Annotated in this window: 20 protein-coding genes; 7 read left to right on the top strand and 13 right to left on the bottom strand. The window is 69.5% G+C overall.

Annotation, left to right across the window (positions count from 1 at the left end; all coding sequences use genetic code 11):
- Positions 1-21: 21 nt before the first annotated feature.
- From HQ308_RS07910 to HQ308_RS07880, 7 genes are all read right to left on the bottom strand, one after another.
- A complete protein-coding gene (locus HQ308_RS07910; RefSeq protein WP_027503955.1) occupies positions 22-1029 on the bottom strand; it encodes a substrate-binding domain-containing protein in 1008 nt (335 codons plus the stop codon).
- Between the two features lie 170 nt (positions 1030-1199).
- The gene (locus HQ308_RS07905; RefSeq protein WP_308115716.1) at positions 1200-2609 is read right to left on the bottom strand and encodes an AMP-binding protein; all 1410 of its coding nucleotides are present in this window, start codon (positions 2607-2609) and stop codon (positions 1200-1202) included.
- A complete protein-coding gene (locus HQ308_RS07900; RefSeq protein WP_222646086.1) occupies positions 2606-3223 on the bottom strand; it encodes an energy-coupling factor transporter transmembrane protein EcfT in 618 nt (205 codons plus the stop codon). The genes HQ308_RS07905 and HQ308_RS07900 overlap by 4 nt, the downstream gene beginning before the upstream one ends.
- Positions 3220-3900 carry an energy-coupling factor ABC transporter ATP-binding protein gene (locus HQ308_RS07895; protein WP_222646085.1) on the bottom strand — a complete coding sequence of 227 codons (681 nt, stop codon included), beginning with the start codon at positions 3898-3900 and terminating at the stop codon, positions 3220-3222. The genes HQ308_RS07900 and HQ308_RS07895 overlap by 4 nt, the downstream gene beginning before the upstream one ends.
- On the bottom strand, positions 3897-5027 hold the full coding sequence (locus HQ308_RS07890) for a thiolase family protein (protein WP_222646084.1): 1131 nt from the start codon (positions 5025-5027) through the stop codon (positions 3897-3899). The genes HQ308_RS07895 and HQ308_RS07890 overlap by 4 nt, the downstream gene beginning before the upstream one ends.
- A 1-nt stretch (position 5028) precedes the next feature.
- Positions 5029-5616 carry a biotin transporter BioY gene (locus HQ308_RS07885; RefSeq protein WP_037183888.1) on the bottom strand — a complete coding sequence of 196 codons (588 nt, stop codon included), beginning with the start codon at positions 5614-5616 and terminating at the stop codon, positions 5029-5031.
- A gap of 106 nt (positions 5617-5722) precedes the next feature.
- Positions 5723-6706: an NAD-dependent epimerase/dehydratase family protein gene (locus tag HQ308_RS07880; protein ID WP_222646083.1), complete on the bottom strand. Its 984-nt coding sequence runs from the start codon at positions 6704-6706 to the stop codon at positions 5723-5725.
- Positions 6707-6771: 65 nt separating this feature from the next.
- Between HQ308_RS07880 and HQ308_RS07875 the strand changes: the two genes are divergently transcribed.
- A complete protein-coding gene (locus HQ308_RS07875; protein ID WP_222646082.1) occupies positions 6772-7893 on the top strand; it encodes a class I SAM-dependent methyltransferase in 1122 nt (373 codons plus the stop codon).
- A 39-nt stretch (positions 7894-7932) separates the two neighbouring features.
- Here HQ308_RS07875 and HQ308_RS07870 read toward each other — a convergent pair whose 3' ends face one another.
- Positions 7933-8388: a hypothetical protein gene (locus HQ308_RS07870; RefSeq protein ID WP_056447352.1), complete on the bottom strand. Its 456-nt coding sequence runs from the start codon at positions 8386-8388 to the stop codon at positions 7933-7935.
- A 200-nt stretch (positions 8389-8588) separates the two neighbouring features.
- Between HQ308_RS07870 and HQ308_RS07865 the strand changes: the two genes are divergently transcribed.
- Positions 8589-9437 (top strand): Bax inhibitor-1/YccA family protein, encoded by an 849-nt coding sequence (locus tag HQ308_RS07865; protein WP_222627467.1) that lies wholly within the window; start codon positions 8589-8591, stop codon positions 9435-9437.
- A 79-nt stretch (positions 9438-9516) separates the two neighbouring features.
- On the opposite strand, the gene HQ308_RS07860 is transcribed toward HQ308_RS07865, so the two are convergent.
- Entirely contained in the window at positions 9517-10734 is a 1218-nt protein-coding gene (locus tag HQ308_RS07860) for an acetyl-CoA C-acetyltransferase (protein WP_222638200.1), read from the bottom strand.
- A gap of 64 nt (positions 10735-10798) precedes the next feature.
- Entirely contained in the window at positions 10799-11773 is a 975-nt protein-coding gene (locus tag HQ308_RS07855; RefSeq protein WP_222646211.1) for an SGNH/GDSL hydrolase family protein, read from the bottom strand.
- Between the two features lie 118 nt (positions 11774-11891).
- Here HQ308_RS07855 and HQ308_RS07850 point away from each other — a divergent pair, with 118 nt between their 5' ends.
- From HQ308_RS07850 to ilvA, 3 genes are all read left to right on the top strand, one after another.
- A complete protein-coding gene (locus HQ308_RS07850; RefSeq protein WP_027503945.1) occupies positions 11892-13277 on the top strand; it encodes a cystathionine beta-synthase in 1386 nt (461 codons plus the stop codon).
- A gap of 63 nt (positions 13278-13340) precedes the next feature.
- Positions 13341-14513 (top strand): cystathionine gamma-synthase, encoded by a 1173-nt coding sequence (locus HQ308_RS07845; RefSeq protein ID WP_222646081.1) that lies wholly within the window; start codon positions 13341-13343, stop codon positions 14511-14513.
- A 37-nt stretch (positions 14514-14550) separates the two neighbouring features.
- Positions 14551-15768: a threonine ammonia-lyase gene (ilvA, locus tag HQ308_RS07840; RefSeq protein ID WP_027503943.1), complete on the top strand. Its 1218-nt coding sequence runs from the start codon at positions 14551-14553 to the stop codon at positions 15766-15768.
- 19 nt (positions 15769-15787) lie between these two features.
- Here the strand turns inward: ilvA and HQ308_RS07835 are convergent, their stop codons facing one another.
- The 3 genes from HQ308_RS07835 to HQ308_RS07825 form a co-directional block, all read right to left on the bottom strand.
- Complete coding sequence (locus tag HQ308_RS07835; RefSeq protein ID WP_222646080.1) at positions 15788-16510, bottom strand: FAD:protein FMN transferase; 723 nt, start codon at positions 16508-16510, stop codon at positions 15788-15790.
- A 144-nt stretch (positions 16511-16654) separates the two neighbouring features.
- The gene (gene greA / locus HQ308_RS07830) at positions 16655-17149 is read right to left on the bottom strand and encodes a transcription elongation factor GreA (RefSeq protein WP_027503942.1); all 495 of its coding nucleotides are present in this window, start codon (positions 17147-17149) and stop codon (positions 16655-16657) included.
- 288 nt (positions 17150-17437) lie between these two features.
- Positions 17438-17869 carry a DUF4307 domain-containing protein gene (locus HQ308_RS07825; protein WP_027503941.1) on the bottom strand — a complete coding sequence of 144 codons (432 nt, stop codon included), beginning with the start codon at positions 17867-17869 and terminating at the stop codon, positions 17438-17440.
- Between the two features lie 136 nt (positions 17870-18005).
- Between HQ308_RS07825 and mca the strand changes: the two genes are divergently transcribed.
- Together mca and HQ308_RS07815 are read left to right on the top strand one after the other, a co-directional pair.
- The gene (gene mca, locus HQ308_RS07820; RefSeq protein ID WP_037184227.1) at positions 18006-18854 is read left to right on the top strand and encodes a mycothiol conjugate amidase Mca; all 849 of its coding nucleotides are present in this window, start codon (positions 18006-18008) and stop codon (positions 18852-18854) included.
- Positions 18855-19094: a hypothetical protein gene (locus HQ308_RS07815; protein WP_027503939.1), complete on the top strand. Its 240-nt coding sequence runs from the start codon at positions 18855-18857 to the stop codon at positions 19092-19094. It abuts the gene before it with no gap.
- Positions 19095-19134: the final 40 nt, after the last annotated feature.

Here is a 19134-nt window from a genome sequence, read left to right as displayed (position 1 = left end):
CGGATCTCGTGTGCGTGGAGGCTAGCGAGTGCCGCCCTTGGCGTACTCGGCGATCGCGTCGATGTTCGTCGAGTCGATGAAGGCCGGGCCGGTCAGAACGGGCGTGCCGCCACCGATGGTGTTGCCGTTGTTCAGGTACAGCCACAGCGAGTCGACGGCCAGGTAGCCCTGGAGGTACGGCTGCTGATCGACGGCCCACGCGACGTCGCCGCTCTGGATGGCCTCGACGAGTGCGGCGTTGGTGTCGAAGGTGACCACCGTGGCCTCGGAGTTGGCGTTCGCCTTGGACTGCACCGCGGTCAGCGCGATGGGAGCGCCCAGGGCGACGATGTGGTCGATGGTCGGATCCTGCTGCAGCTTGGCCGTGATGGTGGCCTCGACGGACGGCATGTCCTTGCTGTTGACGTTCAGGATCTCGGTGGAACCGCCGGTGAAGCCCTGCGTCACACCGGCGCAACGGGATTCGAGGGCGACCTGGCCCTGCTCCTGGATGATGCAGAGGGTCTTCTTCGCACCCTCGGTGGTCAGACGCGCACCGACGGCCTGGCCGGCGATGGTCTCGTCCTGGCCGAAGTACTGCTGGACGCCCTGGTCCTTCCACGCGTCGTAGCCGGAGTTGAAGGCGACGACCGGGATGCCGGCGGCCGTGGCGGCCTCGACGGCGGGTGCCATGGCGTCGGGCTTGGCCAGTGTGACCGCGATGCCGTCGACGTCGGAGTCGATGGCGCTCTGCACCAGGTTGGCCTGGTTCGGTGCCTCGGGATCGGCCGAGTAGCGCAGCTCGATGTTGTCCTTGGCCGCAGCCGCCTCGGCGCCCTTGCGGATGAGGTCCCAGAACGTGTCACCGGGAACCTCGTGCGTGATCATCGCGATCGTGGCGCGCGGGGTGTCGGCCGTGCCGGCGTTGCCGCCGCCGTCACCGGAGGACTCCGGTGCGCCGCCCGAACTGGAGCAGCCCGCTGCCAGGCTGACGCTCAGTGCCACGCCGAGAGCGACAGCAGTGCCCCGACGGGTGAAATGACGTGTCATTCGGTCTCTTTCTCGAACGCCGACGAGAGAACAACGCGGCGACATACTGGGTACGACTGGAATGGATCGAGCCGGTGACCTGTTCGGTCGCGGCCCGACATATGTGTAATCCACATCACAAGGGAAGTCAATAGTTTGTTCGGACAATACGTCCGCAGCACAGCGAGCCGTCAGGATCGAGGTCCGGTCGCGATCATCGCCAGGACGGCCGGGCGGTCGAGCTTGCCGCGGGCCGTGCGGGGGAGCGCGGGCACCGTGACCACGCGGGTGGGCATCGCCGGTGCCTCCAGGTGCGCCCGCAGATGACGCCGCAGAGCGGTGCGGTCGACCGGCTCCGAGACCGTGATCGCCGCGACCGGGACGTACCCCATCCTCGGATCCGGCTCGCCCACACACGCCGCGTCGAGCACGCCGGGAAACCCCCGCAGGGCGGTCTCCACATCGAGTGGCTCCACCTTGAGGCCGCCGCGCACGATGGTGTCGGAACTGCGGCCCGCGAGAAACAGCCACCCGCCGCGGATCTCGCCCCGATCGCCCACGCTCGTCCACCCGTTCACGGGCCCGTCGGACGGTTCCGCGTGATCGGGGTGGGTCAGGTATCCGTCGAACAGCATGTCGCTGTGCACGCTGACGACCCCGTCCACGGTTCTCGTGCGGACACCCGAGACGAGCCGCCCGGCGGAGCCGTCGGGAACCGGTTCGGTGGAGGAGTCCACGGCCACCAACGACAGTTCCGAGGCGCCGTAGAAGTGCACGAGCCGAGCGCCGGGAACGCGAGCGGACAGGGCGTCGCGACCGGAACGCGGCCAGAAAGCACCCGAGGACAACACTTCTCGGACCTGCGCCAGCCCGGGTCGGGTGGACACGGCGATGTCGTGTGCGAGGGTGGGCACGGTGTAGACGTGCGTCGGGTCGACATCTCCCGCGGAGGACCACGACTCTAGGGGTCGTAGGTCCACGGCAGCACCTCGCGTGAGCGCGTGCACCAGTCCGTAGAGGAAGTGGGTGTGGTCCAGGACGCCCGGTGCGGCCACCCGGGAGTGCCGGTCCACGGTGAACTCCTCGTCGGACCGATCGAGCGTGCGCGACCACGACCGCCGCGAGCGGACGAAGAGCTTGGGGGTGCCCGACGTGCCGGAAGTCAACCCCGCCAGCAGTTCTCCGGCCTCGTCCGGTGCCGGGAGGGGGACCGCGGGCGCGGCGGCGAGGTCGTCGGGCGAGGTGAGCGTGCCGGTGACGCCGAGTCGACGCAGCCGGGTCCGCCCGCGCTCCGTGGCGATCACCGCAGCGGGGCGACCGATCTCGAGAACCGATGCGAGGTGGTCGGGAAGCAGGTGGCGGTGCAGGAGGACTAGCGAGCAACCTGCACGGATCGCGCCGAGAACCGTGACGACGGAACCGAGATCGGACGCCGGGAGTACGGCCACCCGCTTCGCCCCGAGCAGGCGTGCGGCGACGCGTCCCGACCGATCCCACATCTCACGATAGGTGAGACTGCCGTCCGCGGCGACGACCGCGAGCGAGTCCGGACGGTCCCGGGCGCGACGACCGATGCGCTCGTCGATCGAGTCCGCGATCACGCGTCATCGTCCCGGTCGTCGTCCACGCCGCGGGCGACGAGACTGTCTCCCAACGCGTCCGCGGTCCGCAGCGCACGGACCACCACGGGTGTCGCGAGCGCGGTCATCGACCACTGCAGTCCGCGGGCCTTCCGCGCGTCGGAGACCTCGTGCACGATGCCGGTGAGGAGGGGTACGAGCCGGATCGTCAGGGCCAGGAGCAGTCCGATGCGGTCGGGGTCGACGCCGAAGCGCCGCAACGGTTCCAGGACGCGGCCGCACACGTCGAGCATCGCGGTCACCCGGGTGGTGAGGGTGACCAGACTCGCCGCGGCCACCGTGACGACGAGGATCCCGCACACGACCACGGCGCGAGCCGGGGTCGTGATGATCACCTGGAACACCGCGATGATCGCGATCATCCAGAAGAGCGGCCGGATCTGCGCGAGTGCGGTCCGTGGGCCGATGCCCCCGATCCCGAAGAGAACGGCGACCACGCCGGCAGCGACCGCGACGTCGACCGGTCGGCGAACGAGGGCGATGACCGCGATGACGCCGACCATGAGCAGCAGAAGCTTCCACCCGGCCGGAAGTCGGTGCAGGAGCGAGTGACCGGGTCGGTAGAGGCCGATCATTCGAGCAGCGCCTCGTACGCGGGCAGGGCGTCGGCGGGCCGTCCGTCGTGGGCGACCCGAGCGTCGTGGATCACGATGACGCGATCGAAGTTCGTCAGGAGGTCGAGGTGATGTGTCACCACGACGACCTGCTGCTCGAGAGTGTCGAACACCGCGCCGACCTTGCGGGAGTTGCGGAGATCGAGAAGCGTGGTGGGTTCGTCGGCCACCAGGACCTCGGGTCGGCGGATCAGCACTGCGCCGATCGCCAGCATCTGTTTCTGTCCGCCGGACAACAGGTGCGCGGGATGATCGGCGTGACAGGCCAGCCCGAAACGGTCGAGCATGTCGGCGACGCGGTCCGCCACCTCGTCCTTCGACGCTCCGGTGCGGCGCAGCGAGAACGCCAGATCTTCGGCGACGGTCGGCATCACGATCTGGTTGTCCGGGTCCGTGAACACGAACCCGACCTTCCGTCGCACCTGGCCACCCTTGCGCGCGACGTTCAGACCGTCGACGGTGACGGTGCCGGAACTCGGCGACACCAGACCGTTGATCATGCGGGCCAGGGTCGACTTCCCGGAGCCGTTGGATCCGACGATGCCGACGCGGTGTTCGGTGATCTCGAGATCGATGTCGCGCAGCACGGGCCGATCGCCGTATCCGTGCGAGACGTGATCGAACCGGATCACGCTCATGCTCCGACTCGTTCCACGAGCATGGCGATGCCCTGACCACCGCCGATGGCGCACACCGCAAGACCGAGAGCGGGGGAGTCGGTCGCGGCCATCTGCTCAGCCAACCGGACGAGGAGAATCGCTCCGGAGGCGCCCCACGGGTGTCCGAGCGCGATGGCCCCTCCGTGCGGGCACACGATGTCCGGATCGATGCCCAGCCGGTCGACGGCCGCCAGGGCCACCGAGGCGAAGGCCTCGGTGATCTCGACGATCCCGACGTCGGACAGGTTGACTCCGCAGCGGTCGAGGACGGCGCGGACCGCGGGCACGGGGGACAGTCCGGGGAGCGCGGGATCCGTCCCGGCGACGGCCCAGCCGAGTACCCGCAGGGCAGGGCCGTCGGCCCGGTCCGCGGTCGTCACGGCGATCACGGCCGCGCCGTCGGAGATGCCGCACGAGTTGCCCGCGGTGGCGGTGCCGTCGGGGGAGAACGCCGGACGCAGCTTGTTCAGACGCGCCGTGGTGAGTCCGCTGCGCACCCGCTCGTCCCGATCGATCCCGGCGACGGTGACGATCTCCGTCGAGAAGTCCGTCTGCGAGGCGAGCCGGTGCGAGCGTTCGGCGTACCTGTCCTGTCGCTCCCGGTCGATGCCGAGCGTGCGGGCGAGATCGTCCGCGGCCGTGCCCATGTCGGGGTCGGGGTGACCGCGCGGGGTGAACGGTGCGCGCGTGTACCGCTGCGGACCCCCGTCGCCGACCGGGGCGTGGAAACGCCACGGCGCCGTGCTCGCCGATTCGACTCCCCCCGCGAGAATCAGGGCGTCGTCACCCGCGCGGACACGGGACGAGGCCAGGGCCACGGCGTCGAGGCCCGAGCCGCACTGGCGGTCGACCGTCACGCCGGGGACGTGATGACCGAGACCGGCCTGCAGCGCGGCGACCCGAGCGAGGTCGCCGCCGGGACCGAGGCAGTTGCCCAGGACGACGTCGTCGATGCGGCCGAGATGGTGCACCCGGCGAGCGACGTCGGCGAGGACGGGTGCCGCGAGGTCGGCGGCCGTCAGGTCGGCGAACGCATGCCCCGCCGTGCCGATCGCCGTCCGCAGTCCCGCCAGCAGGATCGGATCGCGCGGGGACGAGCGCACCATGTCAGGCGGCGGACCCGACGGTCGCGCGACGCCGCGGCGCGACGAGACCGGGGTAGGCGCGGTGCACGCCCTTCGCGACGACGGTCGCGACGACGACCTTGACCGCGTCGCCGGGAACGTAGGCGCCCGTGGACGCGATGGCCGCCCCTACTCCGAGGTCGGTGCGCAGCAGCAGGCCGAGGACGCCGAAGACGTAGATGACGGCGATGCCGCCCACGGCGTTGACGAGCAGACCGGCCCACAGCGGGTAGGACGGGACGATCAGCCGCGTGAGCGCGCCGATGACGAAGGCGCCCACGACCCATCCGACGAGGTACCCGACGCTGGGGGCCGCGAAGACGCCGAGACCGCCGCGTCCGCCGGCGAGCAACGGGAGGCCGATCGCGACGAGTGCGAGCAGGACCAGTACCGCGGCCGCACCCTTGCGGGCGCCGAGAACCGCGCCCGCGGCGATGACGCCGAGGGTCTGCAGGGTGATGGGCACACCGCTGATGCCGACCGTGATGGAGCCGGGAAGGCCGAGTGCCGCGATCAGTGCCGCGAAGACGGCGACCTGAGCGAGGTCACGAGCCGAGAAACGAGGGGACACGGTCGGGACTCCTGTGCGTGGCGTGAGCGAGAACCACTTGAACGGTGTTCAAGTGCGCGGAGTCACGCTAGTGGGGTGCTCGTACCCGGTGCAACTCCCCGTCGTGTCACAGCGACGCGACGAGGGCGTTCAGAGTGGCGGAGCTGCTGTGCGCGGGATGCCACCCGAGGTCGCGCTTGGCCTTCGAGGTGTCCATGACGACGGACGTCCGTCCCACGTGCACCCACTCCACCATCGACGGGACGAACGGGAGGGTGCGGATCACCGCCGACGCCGCAGACCCGAGCAGGGACGGCACCCGCACCGGGAAGGCGCCCAGCGCGGCCGCCACCTGCGACAGGGACACCACCCCGTCGCCCGCGATGTTGTACGGGCCGGGAGGTGCGTCCGTGGTCGCGGCGAGCGCGATGGCCGTCGCCACGTCGTCGTGGTGCACCAGTTGCAGCGGGTGTCCCGGGTCGGGGAACACCGGACGCACCGCGCCGACCACGGCCCCCAGTGGTGCGGGGAGCTGGGCGGCGATCGAGCGCCACGGCATGGAGTCGGCCAGGGCGGGCGCTTTCGGGCCGGCGACGATGCACGGCCGCAGGACGTACACCTCGAGGTCCGATCCCGCGGTGACCTCGTCGAGGACCTCCTCGAGTTCGGCCTTCTGCTCGGAGTAGTAGTGCTCCTTCGATCCGCGCGTCGGCGTGTCCTCGGTCAGCGGCACCCGGTTGTCCGAGTGATAGCCGTACGCGGCGACGGACGAGGTGTAGACGAGCCGTGTCGGCCGCGCGGCGGCCACCGTCGCCTCGAAGACGGTGCGAGTCCCGGCCAGGTTGATCCGTGAACTCTCGGCACGCGATCCCATGATGAGGAAGGCGAGGTGCACCACGACATCCGCCTCGGCGACGAAGGCGTCCACCGCCGCACGATCGAGTATGTCGCCCTGCCGGTACTCCGTCTTCGTCCAGCCGTGCTCGTCCACGTCGAACGGTCGTCGCGCCATGCCGAGGATGCGGTCCACGGCCGGATCGCGCTCGAGCGCGTCCACCGCCGACATGCCGATCTCGCCGGTCGGACCTGTCACTGCCACTGTGAGTCCCATAGGTCGATGATGCCCGCTGACGTCGGGATTCAAGCAAGGTTCGGTGGGAGTGAGAGACTGCGACGATGCAGGATCCGGACCATGTTCTCGGCGCGCTCCGTCGCTCACCCGATGCCGAGGCGCCCAATCTCCACGCCGTCGACGCCTCCGACCGGTTGATCCTGGCCGAGGCCGCGGAGTCGACCTCCACCGCCGAGCCCGGGTCGGTCGCGGTGATCGGCGACCGGTACGGCGCGCTGACCCTCGGGACCGCCGCTGCGCACGGCCTCACCGGCATTCGCGTGCACCAGGATCCCCTCACCTCCGAGCTCGCGCTGGCCCGCAACGCCGGCGCGCTCGGCCTCGGCGACGTCTACACGAGCCACGCGTTGGACCGAGAGTTGCTCGACGGTGCGACCGTGGTGCTGCTGCAGCTTCCCCGCGCCCTCGCCGAGCTCACCGAGATCGCCGAAGCCGTTGCCCGCTGGGCGGATCCGTCGGTCCGCGTCATCTCGGCGGGTCGACTCAAACACATGAGTCGGTCGATGAACGACGTGCTCGCCGCGAACTTCACCGACGTGGCGGCCACCCGCGCGGCGCAGAAGTCCCGCGGGTTGGTGGCGACCGGGCCGCTGCCTCGCGAGAGCGCGACGTACCCCGTGTCGACCGTCCTCGCCGATCTGGACCTCACCGTGGTCGCCCACGGTGCCGTCTTCTCCGGGGACCGGCTGGACATCGGCACCCGGTACCTGTGCACGTTCCTCGACCGGATGTCGCCCGACGCGCGCCGCATCGTCGATCTGGGGTGCGGGACCGGCATTCTCGCGGTCCTCGCCGCGCGCCTGCGGCCGGACGCGGAGGTGGTCGCCACAGACCGCTCGGCCGCGGCGGTGGCCTCGGCGGCGGCCACGGCGGAGGCGTCCGGCGTGCGGGTCACGGCGCGTCGGGACGACGCCATGGCGTCGGAGGCGCCCGCGAGCGCCGACGTGATCCTGTGCAATCCACCGTTCCACGAGAACGCGGCCGTGCACACCGGGGGAGCGGAGAAACTGTTCGCGGCCGCGCGGACCGTCCTGCGCCCCGGCGGCGAACTGTGGGCGGTGCACAACTCACACCTGCGGTTCCGCTCCATGCTCGCGCGCATGGTCGGGCCGACGGAGGTGATGGGCCGCAACGACAAATTCACCGTCACCCGGTCGATCAGGTGACGGTGAATGTGTCGGCCGCACAAGTCAGGCGGACGTGACTCAGTCGAAGTAGGAGCCCGCGTCCTCGGGGGTCCCGTCGATCTGGCCGCGGTGCGTCGCAGAGTTCTCCACCACGACTCCGTCCACCACGTCCGCGTCCTTCACGGCGGCGCCGTCGGTGCCGTCGTCCTCCGTGGCGTCCGCGATGTAGTCGTTCTCGTCGTCGCTGTCGACGACTCGGTCCACCAGTTCCTCGGTCAGATCGTCGTCGGGTGTCGCCGCCACGGGGACGTCGAGTTCCTCCTCCAGCGGGACGTCCGGCACTTCCTCGGCCAGCTTCTGGTCGAGGCTCTCACCCTCACGCGCCTCGCGTTCGGTGGTGCCGAACTTGTCGGCCTCGGTCCACGAGTCCGGCGGGGTGACCACGTCGTCGACGTCGTCCGTGCCTCGGATCTCGTCCGAGTCGAGACTCTCACTCTGGTCCAGCGTGTCTCCGGGTCCGTCTTCGATGCTCATGAGGAAGAAGGTGCCCGGATCGCCCGAGCGACAAACGTGAGCGGACAAACGTGCGCCGACCGTGTGTACTGATGCGGTACTGCGCTGGGGGAACGGCGACGTCCGCCCGGTACAGTCCGTTTTGTCCGATGGGAACTTTTCCGTCGCATCCGAACGTTGAGAGATACACAGGCTCCACCACACGAAAGGGATGAGACACGGTGCGCACTTCCAGCAACCCGGTGTTCCGCAATCTGCCCAAGCAGGCGGGAGGCGGATATGCCTCCTTCGGTTCGGCCGCCGCCGGTGCCGGTGCGGTCACCCAGCAGTACGGCTCCCCGCAGGGACAGCCGCAGCCGTACCAGACCGGTCCGCAGCAGCGTGCGATGACGATCGACGACGTCGTCACCAAGACGGCCACCACCCTCGGTGTCCTGACGGTGTTCGCCATCGCGTCCTACGTGCTCGCGAGCAACAACCCCGGCCTGGCCCCGATGTTCGTCATCGGCGGCGGACTCATCGGCTTCGTCCTCGTCCTCGTGGCGACGTTCGGCCGCAAGATGGACAGTGCGCCCCTGGTGCTCGCGTACGCGGCCTTCGAGGGCGTGTTCCTCGGTGCCCTGTCGCTCATGTTCACCGACATCAGCTTCGGCGGCGTCGGCGGCAGTGCGCTCATCGCCCAGGCCGTGCTCGGCACCTTCGGCGTCTTCTTCGGCATGCTCGTCGTCTACAAGACCGGCGCCATCCGTGTCACGCCGCGCCTCACCCGCATGGTCGTCGGCGCCCTCATCGGTGTCGTCGTGCTCATGCTCGGCAACCTGGTCGCCAGCTTCTTCACCCCCGGCGGGCTCGGACTGCGTGACGGCGGCACCGTCGCCATCATCTTCAGCCTCGTCTGCATCGGCATCGCCGCGTTCAGCTTCCTGCTCGACTTCGACTCCGCCGACCAGCTGATCCGTGCCCAGGCACCGGAGAAGGCTGCCTGGGGCGTCGCGCTCGGTCTGACCATCACCCTGGTCTGGCTGTACGTCGAGATCCTGCGACTGCTGAGCTACTTCAACAACGACTAGTTCCAGCAGTAGTCGTCACAGCCGACAGCCCCCGTCCTCCTCTCGGAGGGCGGGGGCTGTTCGCTGTGTACGGGACGACTCAGCTGAGGCGTTCGAGCACCATGGCCATGCCCTGTCCGCCGCCGACGCACATGGTCTCAAGACCGAACTGCTTGTCGTGGGCGCGCAGGTTGTTGAGCAGGGTCGCGGTGATGCGGGCACCGGTCATGCCGAAGGGGTGTCCGAGGGCGATGGCGCCGCCGGAGACGTTGAGCTTGTCCTCGTCGATCTTCAATTCCCGTGCGGAGCCGATCACCTGGACGGCGAAGGCTTCGTTGATCTCGACCAGGTCGATGTCGTCGATGGTCTTGCCGGCGAGCGCGAGCGCCTTCTTCGAGGCCTCGATGGGGCCGAGGCCCATGATCTCGGGCGAGAGGCCCGAGACGCCGGTGGACACGACGCGGGCGAGCGGGGTCAGCCCGAGCTCCTTGGCCTTGGTGTCGGACATGATCACCAGTGCCGCGGCGCCGTCGTTCAGCGGGCAGGCGTTGCCGGCGGTGATGGTGCCGTCCGGGCGGAAGACCGGCTTGAGCTGCGAGATCTTCTCGTAGGTGGTGCCGGCGCGGGGGCCGTCGTCGGTGCTGACGACGGTGCCGTCGGGCAGCGTGACCGGGGTGATCTCGTTCTCGAAGTGGCCCTTGGCGATGGCTTCCTCGGCGCGGTTCTGGCTGCGGACGCCCCAGTGGTCCTGCTCCTCACGGCTGATGCCGGTGAGCTGGGCGACGTTCTCCGCGGTCTGGCCCATCGCGATGTAGGCGTCGGGGAGGTTGCCGTTCTCGCGGGGGTCGGACCAGGTCTGGCCACCCTCGGCGATCTTCTCGGTGCGGGCCTGGGCGTCGGCGTAGATGGGGTTCTGGGTGTCTGGGTACGAGTCGGAGTTGCCCTTGACGAAGCGGGAGACGGTCTCGACTCCGGCGGAGATGAACACGTCGCCCTCGCCGGCCTTGATGGCGTGCAGTGCCATGCGGGTGGTCTGCAGCGACGAGGAACAGTAGCGGGTGATGGTGGTGCCGGGGAGGAAGTCGTAGCCGAGCTGGATGGCGACGTTACGGCCGATGTTGAAGCCCTGCTCGCCGCCGGGCAGACCGCACCCCATGAGGAGGTCGTCGATCATGGTGGGGTCGAGGGCGGGCACCTTGTCGAGGGCTGCCTTGACCATCTGCGCTGCGAGGTCGTCGGGACGCATGCTCACGAGCGACCCCTTCATCGCGCGCCCGATGGGCGAACGGGCCACGGACACGATCACTGCTTCTGGCATGGGAGGACTCCTGGGGTTGGCGACGATATGACTGGAGGGTAACTCTCGTCCGGTGGGCCCCCGGTCACTGCAGGGCGTCTCGCGGCCGTAGCCGCGACACGTGGCGGTTGGCCGAGGCGGTGAGGCGGGAGACGAGGCGACGCTGCTCGGCGACGTCCGACACCGTGGGCAGCGTCGGCAGGGGGCCGCCCGCCCATTCGCCCAGCGCGGCCGCCAGCACGGGCAGGATCTGCTGGGCAGCGAGTTCGTATCCGGCCGCGGACGGATGGAAACGGTCGGCCGAGAACATCCGCTCCGGTGCCGCGAGGAACTCCGGGGCGAGCAGATCCGCCAGCGCGACGGGGTGGCCGCCGGCGGCGAGCGTCGCCGACGTCTGAGCCCGCGCGAGTCGGTGGCCCCACGTCCGCACGACAGCGCGGAGCGGCTGCGGGATGGCGGTGACGACACCGAGGTCCGGGCACGTTCCGACGACCACGACGGTGCCCTCCGCCCGCAGGCGACGCACCGCGGTACGCAGACGCTCGGCCGAGGCCGCCACCGCATGCTTCTTGGTGACGTCGTTGGCGCCGATGAAGACGACCGCCGCGTCGGGCCGGTCGTGGTGGGCGACCAGCATCGCATCGACCTGACCCTCGAGTCCCTTGGATGTCGCGCCGGGAATGGCCTTGGTGCTCAACCGGATCCGCTTCCGGCTCTCGTCGGCGAGACCCCGCGCGATCAGCACGCCCGGCACCTCGTCCGCGACGACGCAGCCCATGCCGGCCGCCGTCGAGTCGCCGAAGATCATCAGGTGCAGGTCGGACTGCACGCCGGGGCGCCACCGCTGCGGGACGCGCGCACCCGGGGCGTACACACCGTCGGCCTCGGGCGGCCGGTCCGTGCTGCGGCCGATCACGGTCCGGGCAGCGGCCGCCTGCGCCAGCAGGTGCCGGTACGCGGCCCAGGACAGCGTTCCCGCGCCGGATCCCGCGACGACGGTGGCGGCTCCCGCCACCGCTGCCTGTCGCCACCCACCGCGACCCGAGCCGCCCTGCTGCATCGCACCTCCGTTCACCTGTCCGATTCTAGGTGCGCCGACGGTGGTGCCGTGCAGTGCGATCGCCGCAGCGCGACGAGGCTCGGTGGGTGTCCGGCCGGACATCTGGGAGGATGGACGCATGCGCATTGCAAACAGCGTCGTCGACCTCATCGGCAACACCCCGCTGGTGAAGCTGAACACCGTCGTCGCCCCCGGGTCCGCACTCCTCGCCGCCAAGGTGGAGTACCTCAATCCCGGTGGTAGTTCGAAGGACCGCATCGCCGTCAAGATGATCGAGGCGGCCGAGGCGTCCGGTGAACTGAAGCCCGGCGGCACCATCGTCGAGCCCACCTCCGGCAACACCGGAGTCGGCCTGGCCCTCGTCGCACAGCAGCGCGGCTACAAGTGCGTCTTCGTGTGCCCCGACAAGGTCGGCGAGGACAAGCGCAACGTCCTACGTGCCTACGGCGCGCAGGTCGTCGTGTGCCCCACCGCGGTCGCCCCCGAGGATCCGGACAGCTACTACAGCGTCTCGGACCGCCTCGTGCGCGAGATCGACGGTGCCTGGAAGCCCAACCAGTACGCCAATCCGGGTGGTCCGCAGAGCCACTACGAGACCACCGGACCCGAGATCTGGAACGACACGGACGGCAAGATCACGCACTTCGTCGCCGGCGTCGGTACCGGCGGCACCATCACCGGAACCGGTCGCTACCTCAAGGAGATGTCGGGCGGTGCGGTGAAGATCATCGGTGCCGATCCCGAGGGTTCCGTCTACTCGGGCGGGACGGGCCGGCCGTACCTCGTCGAGGGCGTGGGCGAGGACTTCTGGCCCAGCGCGTACGACCCGTCGATCCCGGACGAGATCATCGCCGTGTCCGACGCCGACTCGTTCGAGATGACGCGTCGCCTGGCCCGCGAGGAGGGCCTGCTGGTCGGCGGATCCTGCGGTATGGCCATGGTCGCCGCGCTGCAGGTGGCCGAGCGCGAGGGCCCGGACGCCCTCGTCGTCGTCCTGCTGCCCGACGGTGGTCGCGGCTACCTCGGCAAGATCTTCAACGACAAGTGGATGAGCTCCTACGGCTTCCTGCGCACCCGGCTCGACGGCGGCACCGCCGAGCCCACCGTCGGTGACGTGCTGCGCGGCAAGTCCGGCGCACTGCCCGACCTCGTGCACACGCACCCGTCCGAGACGCTGCGCGACGCCATCGAGATCCTGCGCGAGTACGGCGTCTCCCAGATGCCGGTCGTCGGCGCCGAGCCGCCGGTCATGGCGGGCGAGGTCGCGGGCAGTGTCAGCGAGCGCGATCTGCTCAGTGCCGTGTTCGAGGGCCGGGCGAACCTGTCCGACGCCGTGAAGACGCACATGAGTGCGCCGTTCCCGCTCATCGGCGCCGGTGAGCCGGTCTCGGCCGCGACGAAGACGCTCGGCGACACCGACGCCGTCATGGTAGTCGACGACGGCAAGCCGGTCGGCGTCATCACCCGCCACGATCTCCTCGGATTCGTCACCACCGCGTCCTGACACACGGAACTACTGACCCATCCCGACCGGCCTCCGGCCTGCCCGCTCGTTAGGCTGGTGCGCATGAGTGAGCAGCGCAGCAAGTCCGACACGACGTCCTGGCAGGGGTTCTCCACTCGCGCGGTGCACGCCGGGTACGAGCCCGACCCGCTGACCGGTGCGGTCAACGTCCCGATCTACGCGAGCTCCACCTTCGCCCAGGACGGCGTGGATGGTATGCGCAGCGGGTTCGAGTACGCCCGCACCGGCAACCCGACCCGGCGTCCGCTCGAGGCCAACCTGGCAGCCCTCGAGAACGGCCACTACGGTCGCGCGTTCTCCTCGGGCATGGCCGCGACGGACGCCCTCCTGCGGGCGTCGCTGCGCCCGGGCGACCACCTCGTGATCCCGAACGACGCGTACGGCGGCACCTTCCGGCTCATCGACAAGGTGTTCACCCAGTGGGGCATCGAGTACTCGGTGGCCGCGGTGTCGGACGTCGACGCCGTGCGCGAGGCCATTCGCCCCAACACGAAGCTGGTCTGGGTCGAGACGCCCACCAATCCGCTGCTCAACGTCGGCGACATCGAGGCTCTGTCGGGCGTCGCACACGAGGCGGGCGCGAAGATCGTCGTCGACAACACGTTCGCGTCGCCGTATCTGCAGCAGCCCCTCACGCTCGGCGCCGACGTGGTGCTGCACTCGACGACCAAGTACATCGGTGGACACTCCGACGTCGTCGGCGGCGCCCTCGTGTGCAACGACGAGGAACTGGACGCGTCGTTCGCCTTCCTGCAGAACGGCGCCGGCGGTGTTCCCGGACCGTTCGACGCGTTCCTGACACTGCGCGGCATCAAGACGCTCGCCCTGCGCATGGAGCGGCACAGCGACAACGCCGAGAAGATCGTCGAGCTGCTGACGGGTCACCCCGCCGTCTCCTCGGTCATCTACCCGGGATCCGAGAGCCACCCGTCCCACGACGTCGCCGCCAAGCAGATGCGTCGGTTCGGCGGCATGGTGTCGCTCCGTCTGAAGGGTGGCCGCCAGGCGGCGCTGGACCTCTGCGCGCGCACCGAGATCTTCACTCTCGCCGAGTCGTTGGGCGGCGTCGAGTCGTTGATCGAGCATCCCGGCGCCATGACCCACGCCTCCACCGCCGGCTCGCTGCTCGAGGTGCCGGACGACCTGGTGCGCCTGTCTGTTGGCATCGAGGACGCCGCCGACCTGGTGGGCGACATAGAACAGGCGCTCGCCTGACGCTCGCCTAGGGGCATTCGGGTTTAGGGTTCCAGCCATGGATCTCCTCACCGCCGACCGGCTGGACCGCGCCACCGCGCTGCTCGCCCCGGTCATGCGCCGCACACCCCTCGTGGCGTCCCGTGTCCTGTCCGATCGCACCGACCGCCAGGTGTGGCTCAAGTGCGAGAACCTGCAGCGCACCGGATCGTTCAAGCCGCGGGGTGCGTACAACCGGATCGCGGGTCTGACTGACGAGGAGCGCGCTCGTGGGGTGGTCGCGGCCAGTGCCGGCAATCACGCGCAGGGCGTCGCGTGGGCGGCGTCGGAACTCGGGGCCGCGTCGACGGTGTTCATGCCGAACGGTGCGCCGCTGCCGAAGTTGGTGGCCACCAAGGCGTACGGGGCCACCATTCACCAGGTGGGCACCACCATCGACGAGGCTCTCCTGGCGGCCATGGCCTTCGCCGACGAGACCGGCGCCGTGCTGATCCACCCGTTCGATCACATCGACGTGGTCGCTGGCCAGGCCACGGTCGGCGTCGAGATTCTCGACCAGATGCCCGATGTGGGCACCATCGTGGTGCCGACCGGCGGCGGCGGTCTCGTCGCCGGCATCGCCGCTGCCGTCGCGTTGAGCGGCAAGGACATTCGCATCGTCGGGGTGCAGGCGGAACAGGCAGCCGCGTGGCCCGGATCGCTCGAGGCCGGTATGCCGATCTCTGCCGAACGGATGTCGACGATGGCCGACGGTATCGCCGTGGGGCGTCCCGGGGCGGTCCCCTTCGCGCACGTCACCGAAATGGTGGACCGCGTGATCACCGTCAGCGAGGACGCGCTGTCGCGGGCACTGCTGCTGTGTATGGAGCGCGCCAAACTCATCGTCGAAGCCGCCGGAGCGGCAGCCGTCGCTGCGCTCATGGACCATCCCGAACAGTTCCACGGTGACGGCCCGATCGTCGCTGTCCTGTCCGGCGGCAACATCGATCCGCTCCTGCTGACACACGTCGTCGCGCACGGGTTGCGAGCGGCGGGTCGCTATCTGACGGTGCGCATCGTCATCCCCGACCGCCCGGGTGGCCTGGTGGGGGTGCTCGGCGTGGCACGCGACACGGCCGCGAGTGTGGTCGACGTGGTGCACGCGCGCACGGCAGGGCGGCTGGCGATGGACGAGGTCGAGATCATGATGACCCTGGAGACCCGGGGCCCGGATCACCGCGCCGCCGTGCTGTCGGGTCTCGCGGCCGCCGGATACGAGGCCGAAGTTCAGGAGTGATCGGACAGTTCAGGAGTGATCAGGCGGCGATGAAGACCGCGGCGGAGGCGTGGTCGGCGGCGCGATCGACCAGCGCGTCGGCGCCCGCTGCCGCGGCGCGCGACAGCGCGGCTGCCACCACGGGGGAGGACGCGGCCACCGTGGCCGTGGTGGTGCCCGTGGTGGTCACCATCGTGGTTCCCGAGGCGATCGGAACGAGGCGTTCCGCCGAGCCGTCGATCACCGAGATCTGCCATCCACGAACGGGTTCCGGCCCGGCGACGGCAATGTCGGTGTCGGTCGAGTTCGCACCCGACACCGACACCAGTGCCCCGCAGGCGAAGCGGCGTGCGATCGTCGCGGCGATGCGCTCCACGACCACGGCGAGCGCTGTCGCGTCCAGATCGACTGTGGCCCAGCCGGGAAGGCGCACGCCGAGACCGTCGACCTCGATGGCCTCGTGAGTGTCCGTGCGCGAGCTGCGGAGCGGATCGACGGCGCCGGCCGTCAGGTCCGCGGCGGCGAGGGCGTGTCGCACCTGGTCCGCCAGAGCAGGGGAGACGCGCACGGTCCGGCCGAAGGAGCGGTTCAGTCGCTGCAGTTCGGAGTCCGCACGGGTGAGCGAGACGATGTCGAGCCACGTGTCCAGGGCGGTGCGCGCCGCGGCTGCCGCATCGGTGATCACGGCCGCGTCGGTGACGACCACCCGCACGTGGCGGTCGTCGATGTCGAACCCTGCGAATGCCTTCGTGGCGAGACTCATCTGGTGGCACCTCCATGGCGTTCATCGCTCGGCGAGCGCGTGCCTGTTACACCAGGGCTTCGAGCCCGGCGGCCACACGGATGGGAAACGCAGTTCGGCCCCGTACGCGAACGTGCGGGGCCGAACGACATGCGTCGTGCGAGATCAGTTGTGGTACGGCTCCGCGCTCGCGAGCGTGACCTTCATGGTCTTGCCGTTGGGCAGCGAGTACTCGCGCGTGTCGCCGACCTTGGCGTCGATCAATGCGCCGCCGAGGGGCGAGTTGGGGGAGTAGACCTCGAGCTTGCCGTCCCGTGCGCCCTCCTCACGCGTGGCGATGAGGAACGTCTCGGAATCGGACTCGTCACCGTCGTAGTAGACCTTGACGACCGACCCGGGGAGCGCGACGCCCGACTGGGTGGGAGCCTCGCCGACCTTGGCGTTGTTCAGCAGCTCCTGCAGCTGGCGGATACGCGCCTCCTGCTGGCCCTGCTCCTCGCGGGCGGCGTGGTATCCACCGTTCTCCTTGAGGTCGCCCTCTTCCCGTCGCTCGTTGATCTCCGCGGCGATGACGGGTCGGTTGGCGATGAGCTGGTCGAGTTCGCCCTTGAGCCTGTCGTGCGACTCCTGGGTCAGCCAGGTCACCTGGGTCTCGCTCATCTCGATCACTCCCTCGTGTTCTTCAGAGCCGTTCGGCTCCGGTATTCGTAGGCGGCGTGCGGTGGTGTCACCGAGCCCACACGTGAAAGAGAGCCCGCGCTGGTGCGCGAGCTCCGTCACGAGCAGGGCGTTCCGCCGGGGCGGAACGCGGTCGATGCGAACGGCCCTTGGCTCGAGTGCTCGCGTTACGCCCGTCAATGCAGCAATACACGGCCCCACTGGGTGAGCCGTGTACGAAGCGATTTTACCACGAAAGAACTTCGTGGTTTCTTGGTCGGCACCCGACGGTCACCGAGGTGTGAGATGTTCCGGCACGTCGAGGCTGCATCCGTAGAGGTCGGCGAGGCCCGGCGCGGCCGAGGTGATCACGAAGCTGCGGACGTCCTCGGTGCCGTTCTCGGACGCCGGGATCAGTACTTCGCGTCGCCCGGTCTCGGTTCCGTCGCGCGATCGCGATCGGATGATGCAGACCGCGGGCTGGGACGGGTCGTCCCTGGTCACGTTCAGGCGCACGTCGACGCGGTCCTCGCCGACGATGTCGAACGACACCATCGTCCCGTCGACGTCGGGGGTGGTGAACTTGGTGTATCCGAGGTAGGCGACGGCCACGCCCAGCGCGATGACCAGCAGCGTCAGAGCCACGGCGAGGACACGGGACGGGGCGATTCCCCGACTGGTGGGGTAGCGACCCTCGGGGAGACTCTGCGGCGTGGTGGACATCGCCGTCGAACTTACCCGCGGACCCGGTACCGCCTCGGCGGGGTACCGGACGAAGTGGAACTATTGGAGGTGCCCGGACCGGAACCGGAGCACCACCGATAGTTGAAGTGAGGCACACGTGAGCGGACTGCGACTGATGGCAGTGCACGCCCATCCCGACGACGAGTCCTCCAAGGGCGCTGCCACCATGGCGCGTTACGCGGCCGAGGGCAACGAGGTGCTGGTGGTCACGCTCACCGGCGGTGAGCGCGGCGACATCCTCAACCCGGCCATGGACATCCCCGGTGTGCGCGAGCGCATGTCCGAGGTGCGCAAGGAGGAGATGGCCGCTGCCGCAGCCATTCTCGGGGTGCAGCAGACGTGGCTGGGGTTCGTGGACTCCGGTCTGCCGGAGGGAGATCCGCTGCCGCCGCTTCCCGAGGGATGCTTCGCGCTGGTGCCGCTCGAGGAGTCGACCGAGGCTCTGGTGCGCGTGGTGCGCGACTTCAAGCCGCACGTCATGACGACCTACGACGAGAAGGGTGGCTACCCCCACCCCGACCACATCCGCTGCCACGAGGTGTCGGTCGCCGCGTACGAGGCGGCCGGCGATCCCGAGCAGTTCCCCGGAACGGGCGAGGCGTGGGAGGTCTCGAAGCTCTACTACTCCCACGGCTTCATCCGCCAGCGCATGCAGTTGTTCGACGACGAGATGATCGCCTCCGGTCAGGAGGGGCCGTTCACGGAATGGCTCGCGCAGTGGCCGAAGGATCGCGGCGAGATCATGGAGCGCGTCACCACCCAGGTGGAGTGCGCGGACTACTTCCAGCAGCGTGACGACGCACTGCGTGCGCACCGCACCCAGATCGATCCGAACGGCCGCTTCTTCGCGGTCCCGGTCGACGTGCAGAAGAAGCTGTGGCCGACCGAGGAGTACGAGCTGGCGCGGACCCGCGTGCGCACGTCGCTGCCCGAGACCGACCTGTTCGCCGGGATCGAGTCCTAGATGACCGTGCTCAGCGCGTCGATCATACTGGCGCAGAACAACACCGGGCCCGAGTTCGGTAAGGCGTCACCCGTCGGCCTCGTCATCATCGTGCTGTTGCTCATCGGTACCGCCCTGTTGGTGCGGTCGATGAACGCGCACTTCAAGAAGCTTCCGGCGTCCTTCGAGCCGGAGGATCCGACGCCGGACCAGGCGGCGGACGAGGGCACGGACCGCGGAGGCTTCCGACCCGAGCGGTGAGGGGTTTGCGACCCGAGCGGTGATTGCGCCGGGTGTCACG

This window comes from Rhodococcus sp. BP-241 (assembly GCF_019836145.1).
In the GTDB taxonomy this organism is placed as follows: Bacteria; Actinomycetota; Actinomycetes; order Mycobacteriales; family Mycobacteriaceae; genus Rhodococcoides.
This window is presented reverse-complemented; position numbering and strand designations above follow the sequence as displayed.

Coding starts and splice junctions, on each gene's coding strand:
- HQ308_RS07850 (WP_027503945.1), top strand. CDS start 11,892: ATGCGCATTGCAAACAGCGTCGTCGACCTCATCGGCAACACCCCGCTG.
- HQ308_RS07910 (WP_027503955.1), bottom strand. CDS start 1,029: ATGACACGTCATTTCACCCGTCGGGGCACTGCTGTCGCTCTCGGCGTG.
- HQ308_RS07870 (WP_056447352.1), bottom strand. CDS start 8,388: ATGAGCATCGAAGACGGACCCGGAGACACGCTGGACCAGAGTGAGAGT.
- HQ308_RS07880 (WP_222646083.1), bottom strand. CDS start 6,706: ATGGGACTCACAGTGGCAGTGACAGGTCCGACCGGCGAGATCGGCATG.
- HQ308_RS07900 (WP_222646086.1), bottom strand. CDS start 3,223: ATGATCGGCCTCTACCGACCCGGTCACTCGCTCCTGCACCGACTTCCG.
- ilvA (WP_027503943.1), top strand. CDS start 14,551: ATGGATCTCCTCACCGCCGACCGGCTGGACCGCGCCACCGCGCTGCTC.
- HQ308_RS07875 (WP_222646082.1), top strand. CDS start 6,772: ATGCAGGATCCGGACCATGTTCTCGGCGCGCTCCGTCGCTCACCCGAT.
- HQ308_RS07895 (WP_222646085.1), bottom strand. CDS start 3,900: ATGAGCGTGATCCGGTTCGATCACGTCTCGCACGGATACGGCGATCGG.
- mca (WP_037184227.1), top strand. CDS start 18,006: ATGGCAGTGCACGCCCATCCCGACGACGAGTCCTCCAAGGGCGCTGCC.
- HQ308_RS07845 (WP_222646081.1), top strand. CDS start 13,341: ATGAGTGAGCAGCGCAGCAAGTCCGACACGACGTCCTGGCAGGGGTTC.
- HQ308_RS07890 (WP_222646084.1), bottom strand. CDS start 5,027: ATGGTGCGCTCGTCCCCGCGCGATCCGATCCTGCTGGCGGGACTGCGG.
- HQ308_RS07815 (WP_027503939.1), top strand. CDS start 18,855: ATGACCGTGCTCAGCGCGTCGATCATACTGGCGCAGAACAACACCGGG.
- HQ308_RS07835 (WP_222646080.1), bottom strand. CDS start 16,510: ATGAGTCTCGCCACGAAGGCATTCGCAGGGTTCGACATCGACGACCGC.
- HQ308_RS07825 (WP_027503941.1), bottom strand. CDS start 17,869: ATGTCCACCACGCCGCAGAGTCTCCCCGAGGGTCGCTACCCCACCAGT.
- HQ308_RS07860 (WP_222638200.1), bottom strand. CDS start 10,734: ATGCCAGAAGCAGTGATCGTGTCCGTGGCCCGTTCGCCCATCGGGCGC.
- HQ308_RS07855 (WP_222646211.1), bottom strand. CDS start 11,773: ATGCAGCAGGGCGGCTCGGGTCGCGGTGGGTGGCGACAGGCAGCGGTG.
- greA (WP_027503942.1), bottom strand. CDS start 17,149: ATGAGCGAGACCCAGGTGACCTGGCTGACCCAGGAGTCGCACGACAGG.